Origin of the sequence: Alitiscatomonas aceti, assembly GCF_025567195.1 — a bacterium.
In the GTDB taxonomy this organism is placed as follows: domain Bacteria; phylum Bacillota; class Clostridia; order Lachnospirales; family Lachnospiraceae; genus Alitiscatomonas; species Alitiscatomonas aceti.
The window spans coordinates 106,623-123,587 of the sequence record NZ_JAOQJF010000005.1 but is presented as its reverse complement, the minus strand read 5'-3'; the positions used below and the strand labels follow the sequence as shown (position 1 = coordinate 123,587).

Here is a 16,965-nt window from a genome sequence, read left to right as displayed (position 1 = left end):
CGTTGAAACCGGTCCCGGAGCTTTATGCGGGCAGGAAACCGGACGGAGGAGTAAGCGGATGTCCCCGTTCCTGTGAAGCATAACGTATTTCCGGCGTTAGCGGAAAAAGAGAGAGTTTCCGGCAGGTCCGGGAACTAAATTGGGTGGTAACGCCGGCTGTCGGTCCCTTTATGGGGCTGGCAGCTTTTTTGTTTTAGCCGGCCCGCTTTATGGGAACCGACGGCCGCCCGGACAGCACAGAATATAAAGGAGGATCATCATGGCAAAGGAAAAGAAGATGGTGGAAGCGATCACTTCCATGGAAGAGGATTTCGCCCAGTGGTATACGGATGTGGTAAAAAAGGCGGAGCTGTGCGATTATGCCAGCGTAAAGGGCTGCATGGTCATTAAGCCCGACGGCTACGCCCTGTGGGAAAATATCCAGAATGAGCTGGATAAGAGATTTAAGGAGACCGGCGTAAAGAATGTATATATGCCCTTATTTATTCCGGAGAGCCTGCTTCAGAAGGAAAAGGATCATGTGGAGGGCTTTGCACCGGAGGTTGCCTGGGTGACCCACGGCGGCCTGGAGCCTTTACAGGAGCGTCTCTGTGTAAGACCCACATCTGAAACTTTATTCTGCGATTTTTATGCAGGGGATATCCACTCCTACCGGGATCTTCCCAAGGTATACAACCAGTGGTGCTCCGTTGTGAGATGGGAGAAGACCACAAGACCCTTCCTCCGCTCCAGAGAGTTCTTATGGCAGGAGGGCCACACTGCCCACGCCACAGCCGAGGAAGCGGAAGAGCGCACCATCCAGATGTTAAATTTATATGCAGATTTCTGCGAGGACTTCCTGGCGATCCCGGTGGTCCGCGGCCAGAAGACGGATAAGGAGAAATTTGCCGGTGCAGAGGCCACTTATACCATCGAGGCGCTGATGCATGACGGAAAGGCGCTCCAGTCTGGTACCAGCCATAACTTTGGCGACGGCTTTGCCAAGGCCTTCGGCATCCAGTATTCTGATAAGGACAATCAGTTAAAATATGTGCACCAGACTTCCTGGGGCATGACCACCCGTATGATCGGCGCCATCATCATGGTACACGGCGACAACGAGGGACTTGTGCTTCCGCCGAAGGTGGCTCCCACCCAGGTGGTGATCGTTCCGATCCGCCAGAATCTGGAGGGCGTAATGGAAAAAACGCTGGAAGTGAAGGACATGCTCTCCAATTTCCGCGTGAAGGTGGATGATTCTGACAAGAGCCCGGGCTGGAAGTTCTCCGAGTCCGAAATGCGCGGGATCCCGGTGCGTGTGGAGTTAGGACCCAAGGACATTGAGGCTGGCCAGGCCGTTCTGGTGCGCCGTGATACCCATGAGAAGATCACAGTGGCCATCGACGAGATCCCCGCAAAGGTGGGCGAGCTTTTAGAGACCATCCAGCACGATATGTTTGAGCGGGCAAAGGCCCACAGGGACGCCCACACTTACGACGCCCACAGCCTGGAGGAGATGAAGGACATTGCCGACAACAAGCCGGGCTTTATCCGGGCTATGTGGTGCGGCTGCCAGGAATGCGAGGATAAATTAAAGGAAGAAGTGGGCGTGACTTCCCGCTGCATGCCATTTAAGCAGGAAAAGCTGGCTGATACCTGTGTATACTGTGGAAAGCCGGCCACAAAGATGGTGTACTGGGGCAAGGCATACTAATATATGAAAGAAAACAGACAGTCCGTAAAGGACCTGGCCTATGGAGGGCTGTTTACGGCGCTGATCGCGGCCGGGGCGTTTCTTAAGATCACGATCCCGGTCCAGCCGGTGCCCATGCACTTTACCCTTCAGTTCTTTTTCGTGCTGCTGGCGGGGCTTCTCCTTGGCTCAAAGGGCGCGCTGTTCAGCGTATGCACATATCTGGCGGTGGGACTCCTGGGTATTCCGGTGTTTGCTTCCGGCGGCGGCCTTTCCTATCTGCTGAAGCCCACCTTTGGGTTTCTGATGGGATTTGCTGCCGCTGGATATCTGACAGGGCGGATCCATGAGCTGCACCGCCAGAACTCTTTTGGCTGGCTTCTGTTTTCGGCGGTCTGGGGGCTGATTGCGGATTATGCCTGCGGCATGGTCTGGTTTTATGTATGCAGCAATTATGTGCTCCAGGCGGCTGTCAGCTGGAAGCTGGTGTTCATCAACTGCTTCCTGCTGACTGTGGGCGAGGACTTTGTGCTCTGTGTGCTGGCGGCTGCGCTGGCAAAAAGGCTGATGCCGGTGTTTTCGGATATGCGGGGCTGACAGACTGTGCAGCCAGGAAAGGCGGAGGACCATGAATCGGGATGTAAGGATAGAAATGCCCTATGAGGCAGAATGGATCATAAAAAAAATACGGGAACGGGGCTTCGAGGCCTTTGCCGTAGGCGGATGCGTCCGGGATACTCTTCTGGGCCGGATTCCTGGAGACTGGGATATCACCACCTCCGCAAAGCCGGAAGAGGTGAAGGAGATCTTCGGGAAGACTGTGGATACAGGGCTGCAGCACGGGACGGTCACCATCATTAAAAACCGCAAGGGCTATGAGGTGACCACCTACCGCATCGACGGAGAGTACCGGGACGGCCGTCACCCGGATTCTGTGGAATTCACATCCAGCCTTCTGGAGGATCTGAAACGCCGGGACTTTACCATCAACGCCATGGCGTACAGCCATGAGACAGGGATCGTGGATGCCTTTGACGGTATGGGTGATCTGGAGAAAAAGGTGATCCGGTGTGTGGGCTGCCCCCGGGACCGGTTCACAGAGGACGCTTTGCGGATCCTCCGGGCCATCCGGTTCGCAGCCCAGCTGGGATTTTCCATCGAAGGGGAGACGTATGGAGCCATCCGGGAGATCGCACCGAACCTTAAAAATGTCAGCAAGGAGCGGATCCAGGTGGAGCTTACCAAGCTGCTGACCTCCGCCCATCCGGAAAAGATCTCCATGGTGGAGGACACGGGGATCAGTCCCTATGTGACCAGAGATTTCCCCCTGGTATTCCAGACCGAGCGGGAGAGGATGGCCGGAGGGACATCCAGGCCGGAGCCCTTTTCCTGCCTGGCTCTCCTTCCGCCGGAGAAATCCATGCGCTGGGCCGGATTCCTGCGCCATATGGAGCCGGACATGGTGCGCCGGATCCTGAAAGGCCTTAAGCTGGACAACGAGACTGTGGATAACGGAAAGGCTATGGCAGGGGCTGCCCAGGCGCCTCTGGGGCCGGAAAAGCCAGGGATCCGGAGATTCTTAAGCCGGATGACGCCGTACCAGTTTGACGGCTGCCTGCGGCTTAAGGCGTTGGATAAAGATCCCCAGACAGAAGAGATCCGCAGGCTTTGGGAGGAGATCGAAAAAGACGGGGACTGCGTATCCTTAAAGGAGCTGGCTGTGGGAGGCGGCGACCTGCTGGCAGCCGGTATGGAGGGAAAGGAGATCGGAGAGACCCTCAGGCGTCTGCTGGAACTGGTGCTGGAGGACCCGTCCTTAAACCGGAGGGAGCTTCTGCTGGAAAAGCTCCAGGGCTGAGCGGGAAGGTCTGCGTTTCCGGACTGGAGGGATCCCAGAAAAAATTTCATCTGTGAGCGAAACCATGGGCTGGCCAAAATGTCCTCATATTCTGGCCGGCCCTTTCATATTCTGGAAGTAGTTCAGAAGGGATATGGAGGGGATCAGGATGAATGACTGGAATACAGAGGTGGCCGGACAGTATGAGTTAAACGTGGAGTCCATGCGGAAGGGCCGCGGAGCCTGGATCTTTGAGACGGACCGGGGGCTGAAGCTTCTGAAGGAATACAGAGGCAGCGTAAAGCGCCTGGAGTTTGAGGAACTGGTGCTGGGGGCCGTGGCCGGAGCCGGAAGCCTCAGGGTGGACCAGTATGTGAGGAATAAAGAGGGAGAGCTTTTATCCACTGCCTCCGACGGAATCAGATACGTGGTGAAGGACTGGTTTTCTGACCGGGAATGCGATCTGAAGGATACGGGAGAGATCCTTTCTGCGGTGCGCCAGATCGCCGTACTCCATAAGCTTTTGAGAAAGGTGGAGCCCAGGGAGGAGTGGAACATGAAGTCCATGGTGTCCCCGCCTCTTTTTATGGCCATGGAAAAGCATAACAGGGAGCTTAAGAAGGCCAGGGCCTTTATCCGGGGAAAACAGCAGAAAAACGAGTTTGAGCTCTGCGTCATTGCCAGCTTTGAGCCCTTTTACCAGCAGGCCGTTCTGGCGGCGGAGGGGATGAAAAAGCTGTATCCCGGGGACGAAAAGGGATGGACGGAGCGGTATTCCATCTGCCACGGGGAGCTGAACCAGCACCATATTCTCATGGGACGGGATTATGTGGCCGTCACCGGGTTCGGACGGATGCATCTGGGGCTCCAGGTGGAGGATCTTTATTATTTCATGCGGAAGGTCATGGAGAAGCACAACTGGGACTGCGGGCTGGGAAATGGGATGCTGGAGGCATATGAGCGGGTGCTTCCCATGAGCCGGATGGAGCGGGAGTGCCTGTATTTCATGTTCCTGTATCCGGAGAAATACTGGAAGCAGATCAACTTCTATTATAATGCCAATAAAGCATGGATCCCGGCCAGGAATACGGAAAAGATCGAAAGCCTGAAGGCCCAGGAAAAGAACCGGAAACGGTTTGTGGACGGCATTATTTAATGCTTTCTTTTTTCAGATAAATGAAGTATAATGGCACCATGAGACAACTTTGGTTCTGCGGACAAAAAGAAAGATTGAGGGAGTGAAAAAGCACATGAAAGATTACATGAAGATCTATGAACAGTGGCTTGCGGACCCGTATTTCGACGAGGATACGAAAAATGAGCTGAGGGCCATTGCAGACGATGAAAATGAGATCAAAGAGCGGTTCTATATGGATCTGGAGTTCGGTACCGCGGGCCTGCGCGGCATCATCGGCGCGGGCATCAACCGTATGAATATTTATACAGTCCGCCGGGCGACCCAGGGCCTTGCCAATTATATAAAAAAACAGGGCGGAGAGGAAAAGGGCGTTGCCATTGCCTTTGATTCCCGGAGGATGTCCCCGGAATTTGCCATGGAGGCAGCCATGACCCTGGCGGCCAACGGGATCAAGGCCTACAAGTTTGAATCCCTGCGCCCCACGCCGGAGCTTTCCTTTGCGGTCCGTGAGCTGGGCTGCATCGCCGGCATCAATATCACTGCCAGCCACAATCCTCCGGAATACAACGGCTATAAGGTATACTGGGAGGATGGCGCCCAGTTCACCCCGCCCCATGATAAGGGCGTGCTGGAGGAGGTCCTGGCCATCGAGGATCTTTCCACAGTAAAGACCACCTCGGAGGAGGAGGCCTTAAGATCCGGAAAATTCCAGGTGATCGGCAAAGAGATCGACGATAAATATATTGAGAACGTAAAGGCCCAGGTGGTGAACCAGGACGCCATTGACCGGATGCAGAAGGACATCACCATTATTTACACTCCTCTCCACGGCACCGGAAATATTCCGGCCAGACGGGTCATGAAGGAGCTGGGCTTTGAAAATGTATACGTGGTTCCGGAGCAGGAGCTGCCCGATGGAAACTTCCCCACGGTCAGCTACCCCAACCCGGAGGCGGAGGAGGCCTTTGCCCTGGGCTTAAAGCTGGCGAAGGAGAAGAACGCCGATCTGGTCCTGGCCACTGATCCCGACGCAGACCGTCTGGGCGTTTACGTAAAGGATGCAAAGACCGGGGAATACCATCCTCTGACCGGAAACATGTCCGGTTCCCTGTTATGCGATTATGTGCTGGGCCAGAAGCAGGCCAAGGGCCAGATCCCGGCAGACGGACAGGTCATCAAATCCATCGTGACTACCAACCTGGTGAACGCCGTGGCAGAGCATTACGGCTGCGAGCTGGTGGAGGTGCTCACAGGCTTTAAGTATATCGGCCAGCAGATCTTAAAGGAGGAGCAGACAGGAAAAGGCACCTATATGTTCGGCATGGAAGAAAGCTATGGCTGCCTGATCGGTACCTATGCCCGGGATAAGGACGCTATCTCCGCTACCGCCGCACTCTGCGAGGCTGCCGCTTATTATAAAGAAAAGGGAATGACCTTATGGGATGCCATGGTGGCCATGTATGAGAAGTACGGCTACTATAAGGACACCGTAAAATCCATCGGCTTAAAGGGCATCGAGGGTCTGGCAAAGATCCAGGAGATCATGGAAAACTTCCGCCAGGAGCCGCCTAAGACCCTGGGAGACTATACAGTAACTGCGGCCCGGGATTATAAGGCCGGGACCATTATGGACATGGCTTCGGGCGCTGTCCGTCCCACAGGCCTTCCCTCTGCTAACGTGCTCTATTATGAGATGAACGACGGCGCATGGCTTTGCGTCCGCCCGTCCGGTACGGAGCCTAAGATCAAGTTTTACTATGGAGTGAAGGGAACTTCCATGGAGGACGCAGACGCAAGATCCGAAAAGATGGGAGCAGAGCTGACAGAGCTTGTAAATAAGATGCTGTAAAAAAGCGAACCGAAGGGGCTGCCGCAGAAGGGAAGCTGAGAACCAGCTTTTTTGCGGCAGCCCTGCGGTTTAATCCTCTTCCTCCAGCCGCCGGATTTCTTCCATGCTTTTTTGGGCCTCAGGCATCTGTCGGATATAATCAGAATTCTGCCCATAGCACTGTTCCAGAAAGGTAATGTATGCCCTGGCAGCCTTGGGAAGCTCCTTTCCTTTGGGGAAGATATAGCTGCAGATATAATTGGAACGCCCTTTTTCTGCGGACAGGATGCTGTCCGGCAGCGGAATGGATACGATATGATAATTTTTCTCCTGGTCCAGAATCGGCAGGATCCCGACGCCGAGATAGTCGGTGCGCAGGAGCAGCGTGTGGAGGGCGGAACGGCTCTCCACGTAGACGATCTGCCGGATCTGGTTCCAGTTGATGAAATTCAGATCCATATTGTTGTAGACGCTCTCCAGGGCCCGGGCATTTCCCGCCTCCACCGGATACAGGGCAAAATTGTACTGGCAGATCTTTTCCATGGTCAGAGAATCCTTTTCCTTTAAGATCGGGTGGTCCTCCCGGCAGAAGAGCTGGGCCCGGGAGGAGAAGAGAAAATGCTCCTCCAGGTGGCGGAAGGACAAAAGCTCTTCGATCTGGCTGCGGGTGTGGGCCAGATACATAAGAACTCCCACATCAGCCCGGTTGGAATAGACATCTCCGATGACGATGCGGGGGGGAGCTTTCTCTGTATGAGAACCGGAGCGGTATGTCCGGAATGGATTTCACCATGCGGATAAACGCGTCGTTGGGGTGGGAGCAGGTACAGGCCGAGACTCTCAGACGGTAATGGTCGGCCCGTTCCCGGAAGATCCTTTGAAAGTTGCCGGCATCGTCTAACAGGTCCCTGGCCATATCCAGGAACAGCCGTCCGCTGTCTGTGGGGGTGATCCCGGTCTTTTCACGGGTAAAGACTGTGATCCCATATTCCGACTCCACCTCCTTAAGGATCCGGCTTAAGTAGGGCTGGGTGACGAAAAGGCGTCTGGCTGCCTTGGAAATAGAACCGCAGTTTTCAATTTCGATCAGGTATTCCAGATGCTGTAGATTCATGAAATTCCTCCATCCATAATGAAATAGTTATGTCGTAATGAAAATGGGGTATTTGTCAAAATTCACCGATTTTCATATAATCAGTGTATGACTGTTTGGGATATCTGTCAACCCAAATGGATCGGTCCGTATCCATCTTTCCGGAACGGGAAATTTTAGGAGGAAAAAAGTATGACACATCTGAAACTGGCCAACAGCCCGTTAATGGCGGTCCTTTGCGGGCTCACGATCCTGATCGTTCTGCTGCAGCCCGTGATCTTCATGGCAGCCGCTTTTAAACGCGGAAAAGAGCTGAACATGACCAAAGAGGAAATGAAGGAGGCTGCGCGGAGCAGCGCCATCTTTTCCATCATTCCGTCACTCCCCATTATCGTGAGCTATCTGCTGCTGGTACCGGCCCTTGGGCGGTATTTCCCTTGGCTTCGCTTAAGCGTCGTAGGCTCCGCTGTCTACGAGACTATGGTGGCCAATATGGCGGCAGAGGCTTTCGGCCTGGAATCCATCACCGCAGGAGAGATCCCGGTGGACGTATTTGTATTCATCCTCTTTGTGGTCACCATCGGTATCCTTGGAGGAAACATCTTCAACGTATTCTTCTTAAAGAGCTATGACAAAAAGGTGGAATCCTTAAAGAGCGGCAACGCAGCTCTGGTTCCCGTTATTACCACGGCCATGTTCCTGGGAATGTACGGCACCATGGCAGCCCCCCATCTGACAAACTTTTCCAGCCTTCCGGCGGTCGCTGCGATCCTGGTGGCCGGAGTCACGGCCATCGGTGTCAATAAGCTGGCTGCCGGCCGCAAAAAGCTGAAGGAGTTCGCATTCCCCTTAAGCATGCTGGTGGGAATGTTCGCATCCTGTATTGTCAATGCAATGATCGTTTAGGAGGAAGAGAAGATGAAAGAAAGAAGTTTTCACGACCGGATCCATACCATCGGCAGATTCACGGTGATCTGTGCCCTGGTAAGCTTCATGGCCGTTCCCTTTGTGCTGGCCATGGTCAACCATATCCCCATGAATATTCCGCAGATCTTACAGAATGCGTTTCCGATCCTTCTGACCTTCAGTATCAGCGGGATCTGTGAGAACCTGTCCTTTATGCCCATCATCGGCAGCGGCGCCCTTTATATGGCCTGTGTGACCGGCAATGTGAGCAATATGAAGGTTCCGGCGGCTGTCAACGCCATGGAGGTGGCCGGTCACGCGCCGGGCAGTGAAAAGGCTGACGTGGTGGCTATGATCGCCGTAGCTGCCTCCACATTTGTGACTACGGCTATCGTATTTTTAGGAATGCTGTTCCTGGCTCCGATCTTTGAACCGGTCTACAACAATCCGTTTTTACAGCCCGCATTCCAGAACATGGTGCCTGCCCTCATCGGCGCCTTGTTGTTCCCATATATCTTAAAGGCGCCGAAGCAGGCCATCGTGCCCATGATCCTGCCGGTGATCCTGATCTTTGTGGTGGGCAGGAGCTTTTTCTCCAGCAATCAGAGCTATATCATGGTGGGAGTGATCGTACTTTCAGCACTGTATTCCTACTCGCTGTTTAAGAAAAAGATCATTGGATAAAGAAACTGGACAAGGAAGAAACGGAAAGGAGCATCATTATGAACAGGAAAGAGTTTGTGTTAAATGCCATCAGCCGGAAGCAGGATCTGGTGGTGGAGGTCAGCGACCGGATCTTTGATTTTGCGGAGACAGGCTTCCATGAGTTCGAAACGGCAAAGCTGTACCAGCAGGTCCTGGAGAAGGAGGGCTTTGCAGTGGAGATGGGCATTGCCGGAATGCCCACGGCCTTTAAGGCCACCTACGGAAACGGAAAGCCGGTGGTGGGCTTTCTGGCCGAGTACGACGCGCTTCCGGAGCTTTCCCAGGTGGGCGGCTGCACAGAGAGAAAGCCAGTCTGCGGGGAAAATCCCGACGGCCATGGCTGCGGCCACAACCTTTTAGGCGCGGGGACCCTGGCTGCAGCCCTGGCAGTGAAGGCATACCTGGAGGAGAATCCGGGGAAGGGGACCGTGATCCTGTTTGGATGTCCCAGTGAGGAAAAGGGAAACGGAAAGACCATCATGGCCAGAGACGGGATCTTTGAAGGCGTGGATGCGGCCCTGACCTGGCATCCGGATACGGCCAATGCCGTATGGACCACCTCCTCCCTGGCCAATGTGAGCGTGTTCTTTAATTTCAAGGGCGTTACTTCCCACGCTGCCGCTGCGCCGGAGCTGGGCCGCTCTGCTCTGGATGCCGCCGAGCTCATGAGCGTGGGCGTCAACTACTTAAGAGAGCACATTATCTCCGACGCCAGGATCCACTACGCGTACCGGGATGTGGGAGGCATTGCCCCCAATGTGGTACAGGGCCACAGCCGGGTCCACTACTTTATCCGCGCTCCCAAGTCCTGGCAGGTTCAGGAGATCTATAAGCGGGTCATTGATGTGGCCGAGGGAGCTGCAAAGATGACCGGAACGGAAATGACCTATGAGCTTTATGCGGGACTTTCTGATTTTATCCCCAACCATGTCCTTTCGGAGGTGCTTTACGAGGCCCTGGAAGAGGTTGGGGGACCAGAGTTTGATGAGGCCGATTTTGCCCTGGCGAAAAGGTTCTTTACAGAAACGGCCACAGCCGATGAGCTGGAGGCCAAAAAGGCGGCTGTGAAGAAAAAATATGGCCAGGAGGCGGAGGCCTTTATGGAGCGGCCGCTGAATACAAGGATCGAGCCGCTGGTATGGGCAGGCAGGGTGCTGCCTGGCTCCACCGATGTGGGGGATGCCAGCTATGTGATGCCTACGGCCCAGCTGACCACGGCCACGGCCACCTTCGGAACAGCGGCCCATACCTGGCAGATGACGGCCCATGGAAATACGGAGATCGCCCACAAAGCCATGCTGACGGCAGGGAAGGCCATGGCACTGGCCGGGATCATGCTCTTTGAGGATCCGGAACTGGTAAAGAGAGCCAGGGAAGAGTGGCTTGGAGAGACTGGCGGCATCTATGAATGCCCGATCCCAGACGGCGTGGGACCGAGACTGAACGAATAAACCCTGCGGGCAGAAAGCCGGCAGGAAAATAGAGGTGAAAACATGCAGAAAATACTTGAAAATGCATTGGAGATCGGACGGAAATATATTCCGGAGGGGGAGTGCGCCTCCTATATCCCGGAGCTGGCCAAAGCAGATAAAAACCATCTGGGCGTCTGCATCCGGACCAGGGGAATGGAAACGTTTTCCGCCGGAGACACGAAGGAGCGGTTTACGATCCAGAGTATCTCCAAAGTGATTACCCTGATGGTGGCGCTCCAGCACTGCGGGTTCAATAAGGTGTTTGAGAAGATGAACATGGAGCCTTCGGGCGACGCGTTCAACTCTCTGGTAAAGCTGGATCTTACCAGCGACAAGCCTTTTAATCCCATGATCAATGCAGGAGCCATCACCACTGCCGGCTATCTGGTGCCCGACGTGAGCTTTGAGGATATGCTGAATTACGCCAGACGCCTCTGTCTGGACAAGGACATCGTCATGGACGAAAAGGTATTCCGGTCTGAGATGGACCACTGTGCCAGGAACCGGGCCATCGCCTACCTGCTCCAGAGCAAGGGCATCCTGGAAAGCGATGTGGAAAAGAGCCTGGAGCTTTATACGCGGATGTGTTCCTTAAGCGTCACGGCAGAGAGCCTGGCCGGCCTGGGGCTGGTGCTGTCCAACGGAGGCCGGCATCCGGAGACGGGAGAACGGCTCATTGACAAATACGCCGTCCAGGTGGCCAAGACCATTATGCTGACCTGCGGCATGTACGACGGCTCCGGCGAGTTCGCCGTCCGGGTGGGGATCCCCTCCAAGAGCGGCGTCGGCGGCGGCATCCTGGCCGTGGTGGAAAAGCGCATGGGCATCGGCATCTATGGACCGGCCCTCAATGAAAAGGGCAACAGCATCGGCGGAAGCCATGTCCTGGAGTACCTTTCCAAGGAGCTGAACCTTCATATGTTCGCAGCCGAGCAGTGATCTCCGGCAGCGCTGCCGCTCACTGGCCTTCCAGTGAGCCGTGGATTCCAGCGGCCGGGAAGGGGCCTGCCGGGACGGGAATCAAAAACCGCTTGACATATCATGACAGAATGAGTTATGATATTTCCAGTGTGAAGAGACATTATCGTTTTCATGCAAATGTATTTGTGACCACTTTCGCGCTCAGAAAGGCGGAAGTCAAGCCCACACGGACAGGCGGGTCAAACGCCGGCGCGGGAAACCGCATTATTGATTGAGTTAAAAGCTCAAATTTTATAAGCTGATCACTTTATAATCAACGCGCAGTGCGCACATCATCTTGTGAAACGGTCAATAAGAGCAGGAAACATATATTTGCGATTGAAGCATCGGAAACGATAACGGTCATTAAGAAACGGAAAACGGCACTGGACCGTACACGCCCGTTTCTCGGAATAGGAATCGTAAGGCAGATGATGGATTGCATCATCTGCCTTTTTTAACATAGGAAGCCTGCGGAAAAGGATCGTTTCCTGCATATGGGAAAATGGAAAGGGATTTGGGAATGGATAGAGAGAAACAGAAGAGAGCCCCCATTTATGAAGCGCTGGAGGCGTTCAAGAAAAAGAGAGTGGTCCCCTTTGACGTGCCGGGCCACAAAAGAGGAAGAGGAAACCCGGAGCTGGTGCAGCTTCTGGGCGAAAAATGTGTGTCCCTGGATGTGAATTCCATGAAGCCGCTGGATAATCTGTGCCACCCGGTATCTGTGATCAAGGAGGCAGAGGAGCTGGCGGCAGAGGCCTTTGGCGCAGCCGGAGCCTATCTGATGGTAGGAGGCACCACGTCTGCGGTCCAGACCATGATCCTTTCCGTCTGCCGTGCAGGAGATAAGATCATCCTCCCCCGGAACGTCCATAAAAGCGTCATTAACGCCATGGTGCTCTGCGGAGCCGTCCCAGTCTATGTGAACCCGGATGTGAACCAGAAGCTGGGGATCTCCCTGGGGATGGAGGTGGACAAGGTCCGCCAGGCCATTGAGGACAATCCGGACGCTGTGGCCGTCTTTGTGAACAACCCCACCTACTATGGGATCTGCTCGGATATTAAGACCATCGTGGAACTGGCCCACGCCAGGGGAATGAAGGTCCTGGCTGACGAGGCCCACGGGACCCACCTGTACTTTGGAAAAAATCTTCCGGTGTCTGCCATGGAGGCCGGAGCGGATCTGGCGGCGGTTTCCATGCACAAATCCGGCGGAAGCCTGACCCAGAGCTCTCTGCTCCTGTTAAATAAAGGGGTCAACGCCGATTATGTGCGTCAGATCATCAACCTGACCCAGACCACCAGCGCCTCCTACCTGCTGTTATCCAGCCTGGATATTTCCAGACGGAACCTGGCCTTAAGGGGCGAGGAGTCCTTTGGAAAGGTAGTGGATATGGCGGAGTACGCCAGGAGTGAGATCAACTCCATCGGCGGCTACTACGCTTATGGAAAGGAGCTGGTCAACGGCAACAGCGTATTTGACTACGACGTGACCAAGCTTTCCGTATATACAAGGGATATCGGCCTGGCGGGCATCGAGGTCTACGACCTTTTAAGGGACGAGTACGATATCCAGATCGAATTCGGAGATATCAGCAATATTCTGGCCTATATCTCCATCGGTGACAGGATCCAGGATATTGAACGTCTGGTGGGCGCTCTGGCGGATATTGAACGTTTGTATAAAAAAGACAGCACAGGCCTTTTATCAGGGGAATATATCTCCCCCAAGGTGGTCATGTCGCCCCAGAAGGCCTTTTATTCTGATAAGATCTCCCTTCCGGTGGAAAAATCCTCGGGAAGGGTCTGCGCAGAGTTCGTGATGTGCTATCCGCCGGGAATCCCGATCCTGGCCCCCGGCGAGATGATCACCGACGACATTGTGGAATATATCATGTATGCCAAGGAAAAGGGCTGCTCCATGCAGGGAACTGAGGATCCGGCTGTGGAGCATTTAATGGTCCTGGCAAATATTTAGAGCCAGTACGGCAATACAAAGGAGACTGGGAGGTGCAGAATGGAATTCTGGTTTTCAGAGCTGCATACGGGAAACGTAAAGCTTTCTGTCCGGATCGAAAAACAGCTTTTTTCCGGAGAAAGCGAATATCAGAGGATCGATGTGTTTGACTCCGAGGAGTTTGGAAAGTTTATTTCCCTGGACGGGGAGATCGTATTCTCTGAAAAAGATGAGTTTATTTATGATGAGATGGTGACCCATGTGCCCATGGCCGTCCATCCCCATGTGAAGAATGTGCTGATCATCGGCGGCGGCGACGGCGGCGTTGCCAAGGAGCTGTTGCAGTATAAGTCCATCGAGAGCATCGACGTGGTGGAAACGGACCGGATGTTCGTGGACGTATGCCGGGAATATTTCCCGGAGGTGGCCTGCGCCCTGGATGATGAGAGGGTGAAGATCCATTATGACGACGGCCTGCGCTTCCTGAGAAATAAAAAGGGGATCTATGACTTGATCATCAACGATTCCACAGACCCCTTCGGCCATACGGAGGGCCTGTTCACAAAGGAATTTTACGGAAGCTGCTACAATGCCTTAAAGGACGACGGGATCATGGTCTACCAGCATGGAAGCCCCTTCTATGACGAGGACGAGGCGGCCTGCCGCAGCATGCACAGGAAGGCGTTCCGTTCCTTCCCCATCAGCCGCGTCTACCAGGCCCACATCCCCACTTGTCCGTCGGGCTACTGGCTGTTTGGCTTTGCATCGAAAAAGTATCATCCCATCAAGGATTTCAAGCCTAAGGAGTGGAATGGTCTTAAGATAGAAACATGGTATTACACGACCCATCTTCATATGGGAGCCTTTATGCTGCCCAAATATGTGGAGGATCTATTAGAAGAGGAGGAACAATAAAAATGAGCAGATTACTGATTATCGGATGCGGCGGCGTCGCTTCTGTGGCAGTCCATAAATGCTGCCAGAACAGCGAGGTATTTACGGAGATCATGATCGCCAGCCGTACGGTCTCCAAGTGTGAGGCCTTAAAGGCAGAGCTGGAGGGAAAGACCTCCACAAAGATCACCACAGCGAAGGTGGATGCCGACAATGTGGACGAGCTGGCAGCCTTAATGGAGTCCTATAAGCCGGACGCAGTATTAAACCTGGCTCTTCCCTACCAGGATCTGACCATCATGGACGCCTGCTTAAAGGCAGGAGTCAACTACATTGACACCGCCAACTATGAGCCCGAGGACACGGACGATCCGGAGTGGAGGGCCATTTATGAAAAACGCTGTAAGGAAGAGGGCTTCACAGCATATTTTGACTATTCCTGGCAGTGGGCATATAAAGAGAGATTCGAGAAGGCCGGCCTGATGGCTCTTTTAGGCACCGGCTTCGACCCGGGCGTGACCAGCGTGTTTACTGCCTACGCCTTAAAGCACTACTTTGACGAGATCCACACCATCGACATCTTAGACTGCAACGGCGGCGACCACGGCTACCCCTTCGCCACCAACTTTAACCCTGAGATCAACCTCCGGGAGGTTTCTGCCAACGGCTCCTACTGGGAGAACGGCCACTGGGTAGAGACAGAGCCCATGGAGATCAAGAGAGAGTACAACTTCCCCCAGGTGGGCCAGAAGGATATGTACCTTTTACATCACGAGGAGATCGAGGCCCTGGCAAAGAACATCCCGGGCGTAAAGCGGATCCGTTTCTTCATGACCTTTGGCCAGAGCTATCTGACCCATATGAAATGCCTGGAGAACGTGGGTATGTTATCCACCTCTCCGGTGGAATATAACGGCCAGGAGATCGTTCCGATCCAGTTCTTAAAGGCCCTTTTACCGGACCCCGCATCCTTAGGTCCCAGAACCGTCGGAAAGACCAACATCGGCTGTATCTTCACCGGCGTAAAGGACGGAAAGGAAAAGACCATTTATATCTACAATGTCTGCGACCATCAGGAATGTTATAAAGAGGTGGGCTCCCAGGCTGTTTCCTACACCACCGGCGTACCGGCCATGATCGGCGCCATGATGATGGTGACAGGAAAATGGAACGGCAAGGGCGTATTCAATGTAGAGGAGTTCGATCCCGATCCGTATATGGAGGCCTTAAATAAGTGGGGACTTCCGTGGGTAGTGGACGAAAATCCCCAGACCGTAGAGTAAAAACGGCGGGCCGCTGAAGGCGTGGCTTTCGGCGGCCCTTTTTAAAATGACAGAGGTGTGACCATGAACATACATGAGCTTCCGACTCCGTGCTATGTGATCGATGAAAAGAAGCTGAAGGAGAATCTGGAAATTCTGGCAGGCGTAAGGGACCGCACGGAATGCAGGATCCTGCTGGCCCAGAAGGCATTCTCCTGTTTTTATGAATACCCGCGGATCGCAGACTATCTGGACGGTACCACGGCCAGCGGCCTTTATGAGGCGCGGCTGGGCTATGAGGAGATGGGAGAGCCCTTTGGCCTGGAGACCCATGTGTTCGCCCCGGCCTTTAAAGCGGCTGAATTTGAGGAGATCGCCGGGATTTGCGACCATGTGATCTTCAATTCTGCGGCCCAGCTGGAAAAATTCCTTCCGGTATGCAGAAAAAACGGCGTGGGCGTGGGACTCAGGATCAATCCAGAGTGCTCCACCCAGGGGGATCACGCCATTTATGATCCCTGCGCTCCTGGCTCCCGTCTGGGAGTGACCTTGGAAAACTTCCCGGAGCATCTGGCCGGAGAGCTTTCCGGCCTCCATTTCCATACCCTCTGCGAGCAGAACGCCGACGATCTGGAGACGACTCTGGCAGCGGTGGAGGAAAAGTTCGGGAAATACCTGGAGCTCCCCAACATTGAATGGCTCAATATGGGCGGCGGCCACCACATCACCCGGCCGGACTACGATATCGCCCGTCTGGAGCGGTGCATCCTCCATATAAAGGAGACCTACGGCGTACAGGTATACCTGGAGCCGGGGGAGGCCATTGCCTTAAATGCGGGCTATCTGGTGACCGATGTTATGGACATTGTGGAGAACGGGATCTCCACTCTGGTGCTGGACGCTTCGGCGGCCTGTCATATGCCGGATGTGCTGGAAATGCCCTACCGGCCGCCCCTTAAGGATTCCGGGAAGCCGGGAGAGAAGGCGTATACCTACCGCCTGTCCTCCTGTACCTGCCTGGCCGGGGACGTGATCGGGGATTATTCCTTTGACCATGAGATCCATGTGGGAGACAAGCTGTATTTTGAGGATATGGCCATTTATTCCATGGTGAAGAACAATACCTTCAACGGCATGGCCCTGCCGGCCATTGCTGTGATGGAGGAGGACGGAAACTGTAAGGTGATCCGGGAATTCGGATACGAAGACTTTAAAGGGCGGCTGGCGTAAATGCGGCCGCC

15 protein-coding genes and 1 other annotated feature (1 of these 16 cut by a window edge) are annotated in these 16,965 nt (G+C 54.3%); of the genes, 13 read left to right on the top strand and 2 right to left on the bottom strand.

Translation table 11 applies throughout. The features are described 5' to 3' along the window. Positions 1–171: a binding site (T-box leader), on the top strand; it begins 80 nt to the left of the window's first position. A gap of 88 nt (positions 172–259) precedes the next feature. From proS to OCV69_RS03935, 5 genes are all read left to right on the top strand, one after another. Next, positions 260–1,693 (top strand): proline--tRNA ligase, encoded by a 1,434-nt coding sequence (proS, locus tag OCV69_RS03955; protein WP_022273540.1) that lies wholly within the window; start codon positions 260–262, stop codon positions 1,691–1,693. 3 nt (positions 1,694–1,696) lie between these two features. Continuing rightward, positions 1,697–2,269: a biotin transporter BioY gene (locus OCV69_RS03950; protein WP_158357794.1), complete on the top strand. Its 573-nt coding sequence runs from the start codon at positions 1,697–1,699 to the stop codon at positions 2,267–2,269. Between the two features lie 31 nt (positions 2,270–2,300). Next, positions 2,301–3,530 (top strand): CCA tRNA nucleotidyltransferase, encoded by a 1,230-nt coding sequence (locus OCV69_RS03945; protein ID WP_158357792.1) that lies wholly within the window; start codon positions 2,301–2,303, stop codon positions 3,528–3,530. A 148-nt stretch (positions 3,531–3,678) separates the two neighbouring features. Then, a complete protein-coding gene (locus tag OCV69_RS03940; protein WP_022273537.1) occupies positions 3,679–4,665 on the top strand; it encodes a protein kinase family protein in 987 nt (328 codons plus the stop codon). A 94-nt stretch (positions 4,666–4,759) separates the two neighbouring features. After that, the gene (locus tag OCV69_RS03935) at positions 4,760–6,496 is read left to right on the top strand and encodes a phospho-sugar mutase (RefSeq protein ID WP_158357790.1); all 1,737 of its coding nucleotides are present in this window, start codon (positions 4,760–4,762) and stop codon (positions 6,494–6,496) included. A gap of 69 nt (positions 6,497–6,565) precedes the next feature. On the opposite strand, the gene OCV69_RS03930 is transcribed toward OCV69_RS03935, so the two are convergent. Beyond that, positions 6,566–7,159, bottom strand: coding sequence for a LysR substrate-binding domain-containing protein (locus OCV69_RS03930; RefSeq protein WP_158357788.1), 594 nt, complete (start codon positions 7,157–7,159; stop codon positions 6,566–6,568). A 13-nt stretch (positions 7,160–7,172) separates the two neighbouring features. Further along, a complete protein-coding gene (locus tag OCV69_RS03925) occupies positions 7,173–7,589 on the bottom strand; it encodes a LysR family transcriptional regulator (RefSeq protein ID WP_022273534.1) in 417 nt (138 codons plus the stop codon). 171 nt (positions 7,590–7,760) lie between these two features. On the opposite strand from OCV69_RS03925, the gene OCV69_RS03920 reads away from it, so the two are divergent. The 8 genes from OCV69_RS03920 (at position 7,761) to nspC (ending at position 16,954) form a co-directional block, all read left to right on the top strand. After that, entirely contained in the window at positions 7,761–8,474 is a 714-nt protein-coding gene (locus OCV69_RS03920) for a DUF5058 family protein (RefSeq protein ID WP_022273533.1), read from the top strand. Between the two features lie 12 nt (positions 8,475–8,486). Next, complete coding sequence (locus OCV69_RS03915; RefSeq protein WP_158357786.1) at positions 8,487–9,158, top strand: hypothetical protein; 672 nt, start codon at positions 8,487–8,489, stop codon at positions 9,156–9,158. Positions 9,159–9,196: 38 nt separating this feature from the next. Next, the gene (locus OCV69_RS03910; protein ID WP_158357784.1) at positions 9,197–10,630 is read left to right on the top strand and encodes an amidohydrolase; all 1,434 of its coding nucleotides are present in this window, start codon (positions 9,197–9,199) and stop codon (positions 10,628–10,630) included. Positions 10,631–10,672: 42 nt separating this feature from the next. Continuing rightward, a complete protein-coding gene (glsA, locus tag OCV69_RS03905; protein WP_158357782.1) occupies positions 10,673–11,590 on the top strand; it encodes a glutaminase A in 918 nt (305 codons plus the stop codon). A 544-nt stretch (positions 11,591–12,134) separates the two neighbouring features. After that, positions 12,135–13,589, top strand: a complete 1,455-nt coding sequence (locus OCV69_RS03900; protein ID WP_022272524.1) for an aminotransferase class I/II-fold pyridoxal phosphate-dependent enzyme — start codon at positions 12,135–12,137, stop codon at positions 13,587–13,589. 39 nt (positions 13,590–13,628) lie between these two features. After that, complete coding sequence (speE, locus tag OCV69_RS03895; RefSeq protein WP_022272523.1) at positions 13,629–14,483, top strand: polyamine aminopropyltransferase; 855 nt, start codon at positions 13,629–13,631, stop codon at positions 14,481–14,483. 2 nt (positions 14,484–14,485) lie between these two features. After that, complete coding sequence (locus tag OCV69_RS03890; protein WP_022272522.1) at positions 14,486–15,745, top strand: saccharopine dehydrogenase family protein; 1,260 nt, start codon at positions 14,486–14,488, stop codon at positions 15,743–15,745. Positions 15,746–15,808: 63 nt separating this feature from the next. Beyond that, the gene (gene nspC, locus OCV69_RS03885; protein ID WP_158357780.1) at positions 15,809–16,954 is read left to right on the top strand and encodes a carboxynorspermidine decarboxylase; all 1,146 of its coding nucleotides are present in this window, start codon (positions 15,809–15,811) and stop codon (positions 16,952–16,954) included. Positions 16,955–16,965 lie beyond the last annotated feature (11 nt).

Coding starts and splice junctions, on each gene's coding strand:
- nspC (WP_158357780.1), top strand. CDS start 15,809: ATGAACATACATGAGCTTCCGACTCCGTGCTATGTGATCGATGAAAAG.
- OCV69_RS03940 (WP_022273537.1), top strand. CDS start 3,679: ATGAATGACTGGAATACAGAGGTGGCCGGACAGTATGAGTTAAACGTG.
- OCV69_RS03935 (WP_158357790.1), top strand. CDS start 4,760: ATGAAAGATTACATGAAGATCTATGAACAGTGGCTTGCGGACCCGTAT.
- OCV69_RS03900 (WP_022272524.1), top strand. CDS start 12,135: ATGGATAGAGAGAAACAGAAGAGAGCCCCCATTTATGAAGCGCTGGAG.
- glsA (WP_158357782.1), top strand. CDS start 10,673: ATGCAGAAAATACTTGAAAATGCATTGGAGATCGGACGGAAATATATT.
- proS (WP_022273540.1), top strand. CDS start 260: ATGGCAAAGGAAAAGAAGATGGTGGAAGCGATCACTTCCATGGAAGAG.
- OCV69_RS03930 (WP_158357788.1), bottom strand. CDS start 7,159: ATGTATCTGGCCCACACCCGCAGCCAGATCGAAGAGCTTTTGTCCTTC.
- OCV69_RS03945 (WP_158357792.1), top strand. CDS start 2,301: ATGAATCGGGATGTAAGGATAGAAATGCCCTATGAGGCAGAATGGATC.
- OCV69_RS03915 (WP_158357786.1), top strand. CDS start 8,487: ATGAAAGAAAGAAGTTTTCACGACCGGATCCATACCATCGGCAGATTC.
- OCV69_RS03890 (WP_022272522.1), top strand. CDS start 14,486: ATGAGCAGATTACTGATTATCGGATGCGGCGGCGTCGCTTCTGTGGCA.
- OCV69_RS03920 (WP_022273533.1), top strand. CDS start 7,761: ATGACACATCTGAAACTGGCCAACAGCCCGTTAATGGCGGTCCTTTGC.
- speE (WP_022272523.1), top strand. CDS start 13,629: ATGGAATTCTGGTTTTCAGAGCTGCATACGGGAAACGTAAAGCTTTCT.
- OCV69_RS03910 (WP_158357784.1), top strand. CDS start 9,197: ATGAACAGGAAAGAGTTTGTGTTAAATGCCATCAGCCGGAAGCAGGAT.
- OCV69_RS03950 (WP_158357794.1), top strand. CDS start 1,697: ATGAAAGAAAACAGACAGTCCGTAAAGGACCTGGCCTATGGAGGGCTG.
- OCV69_RS03925 (WP_022273534.1), bottom strand. CDS start 7,589: ATGAATCTACAGCATCTGGAATACCTGATCGAAATTGAAAACTGCGGT.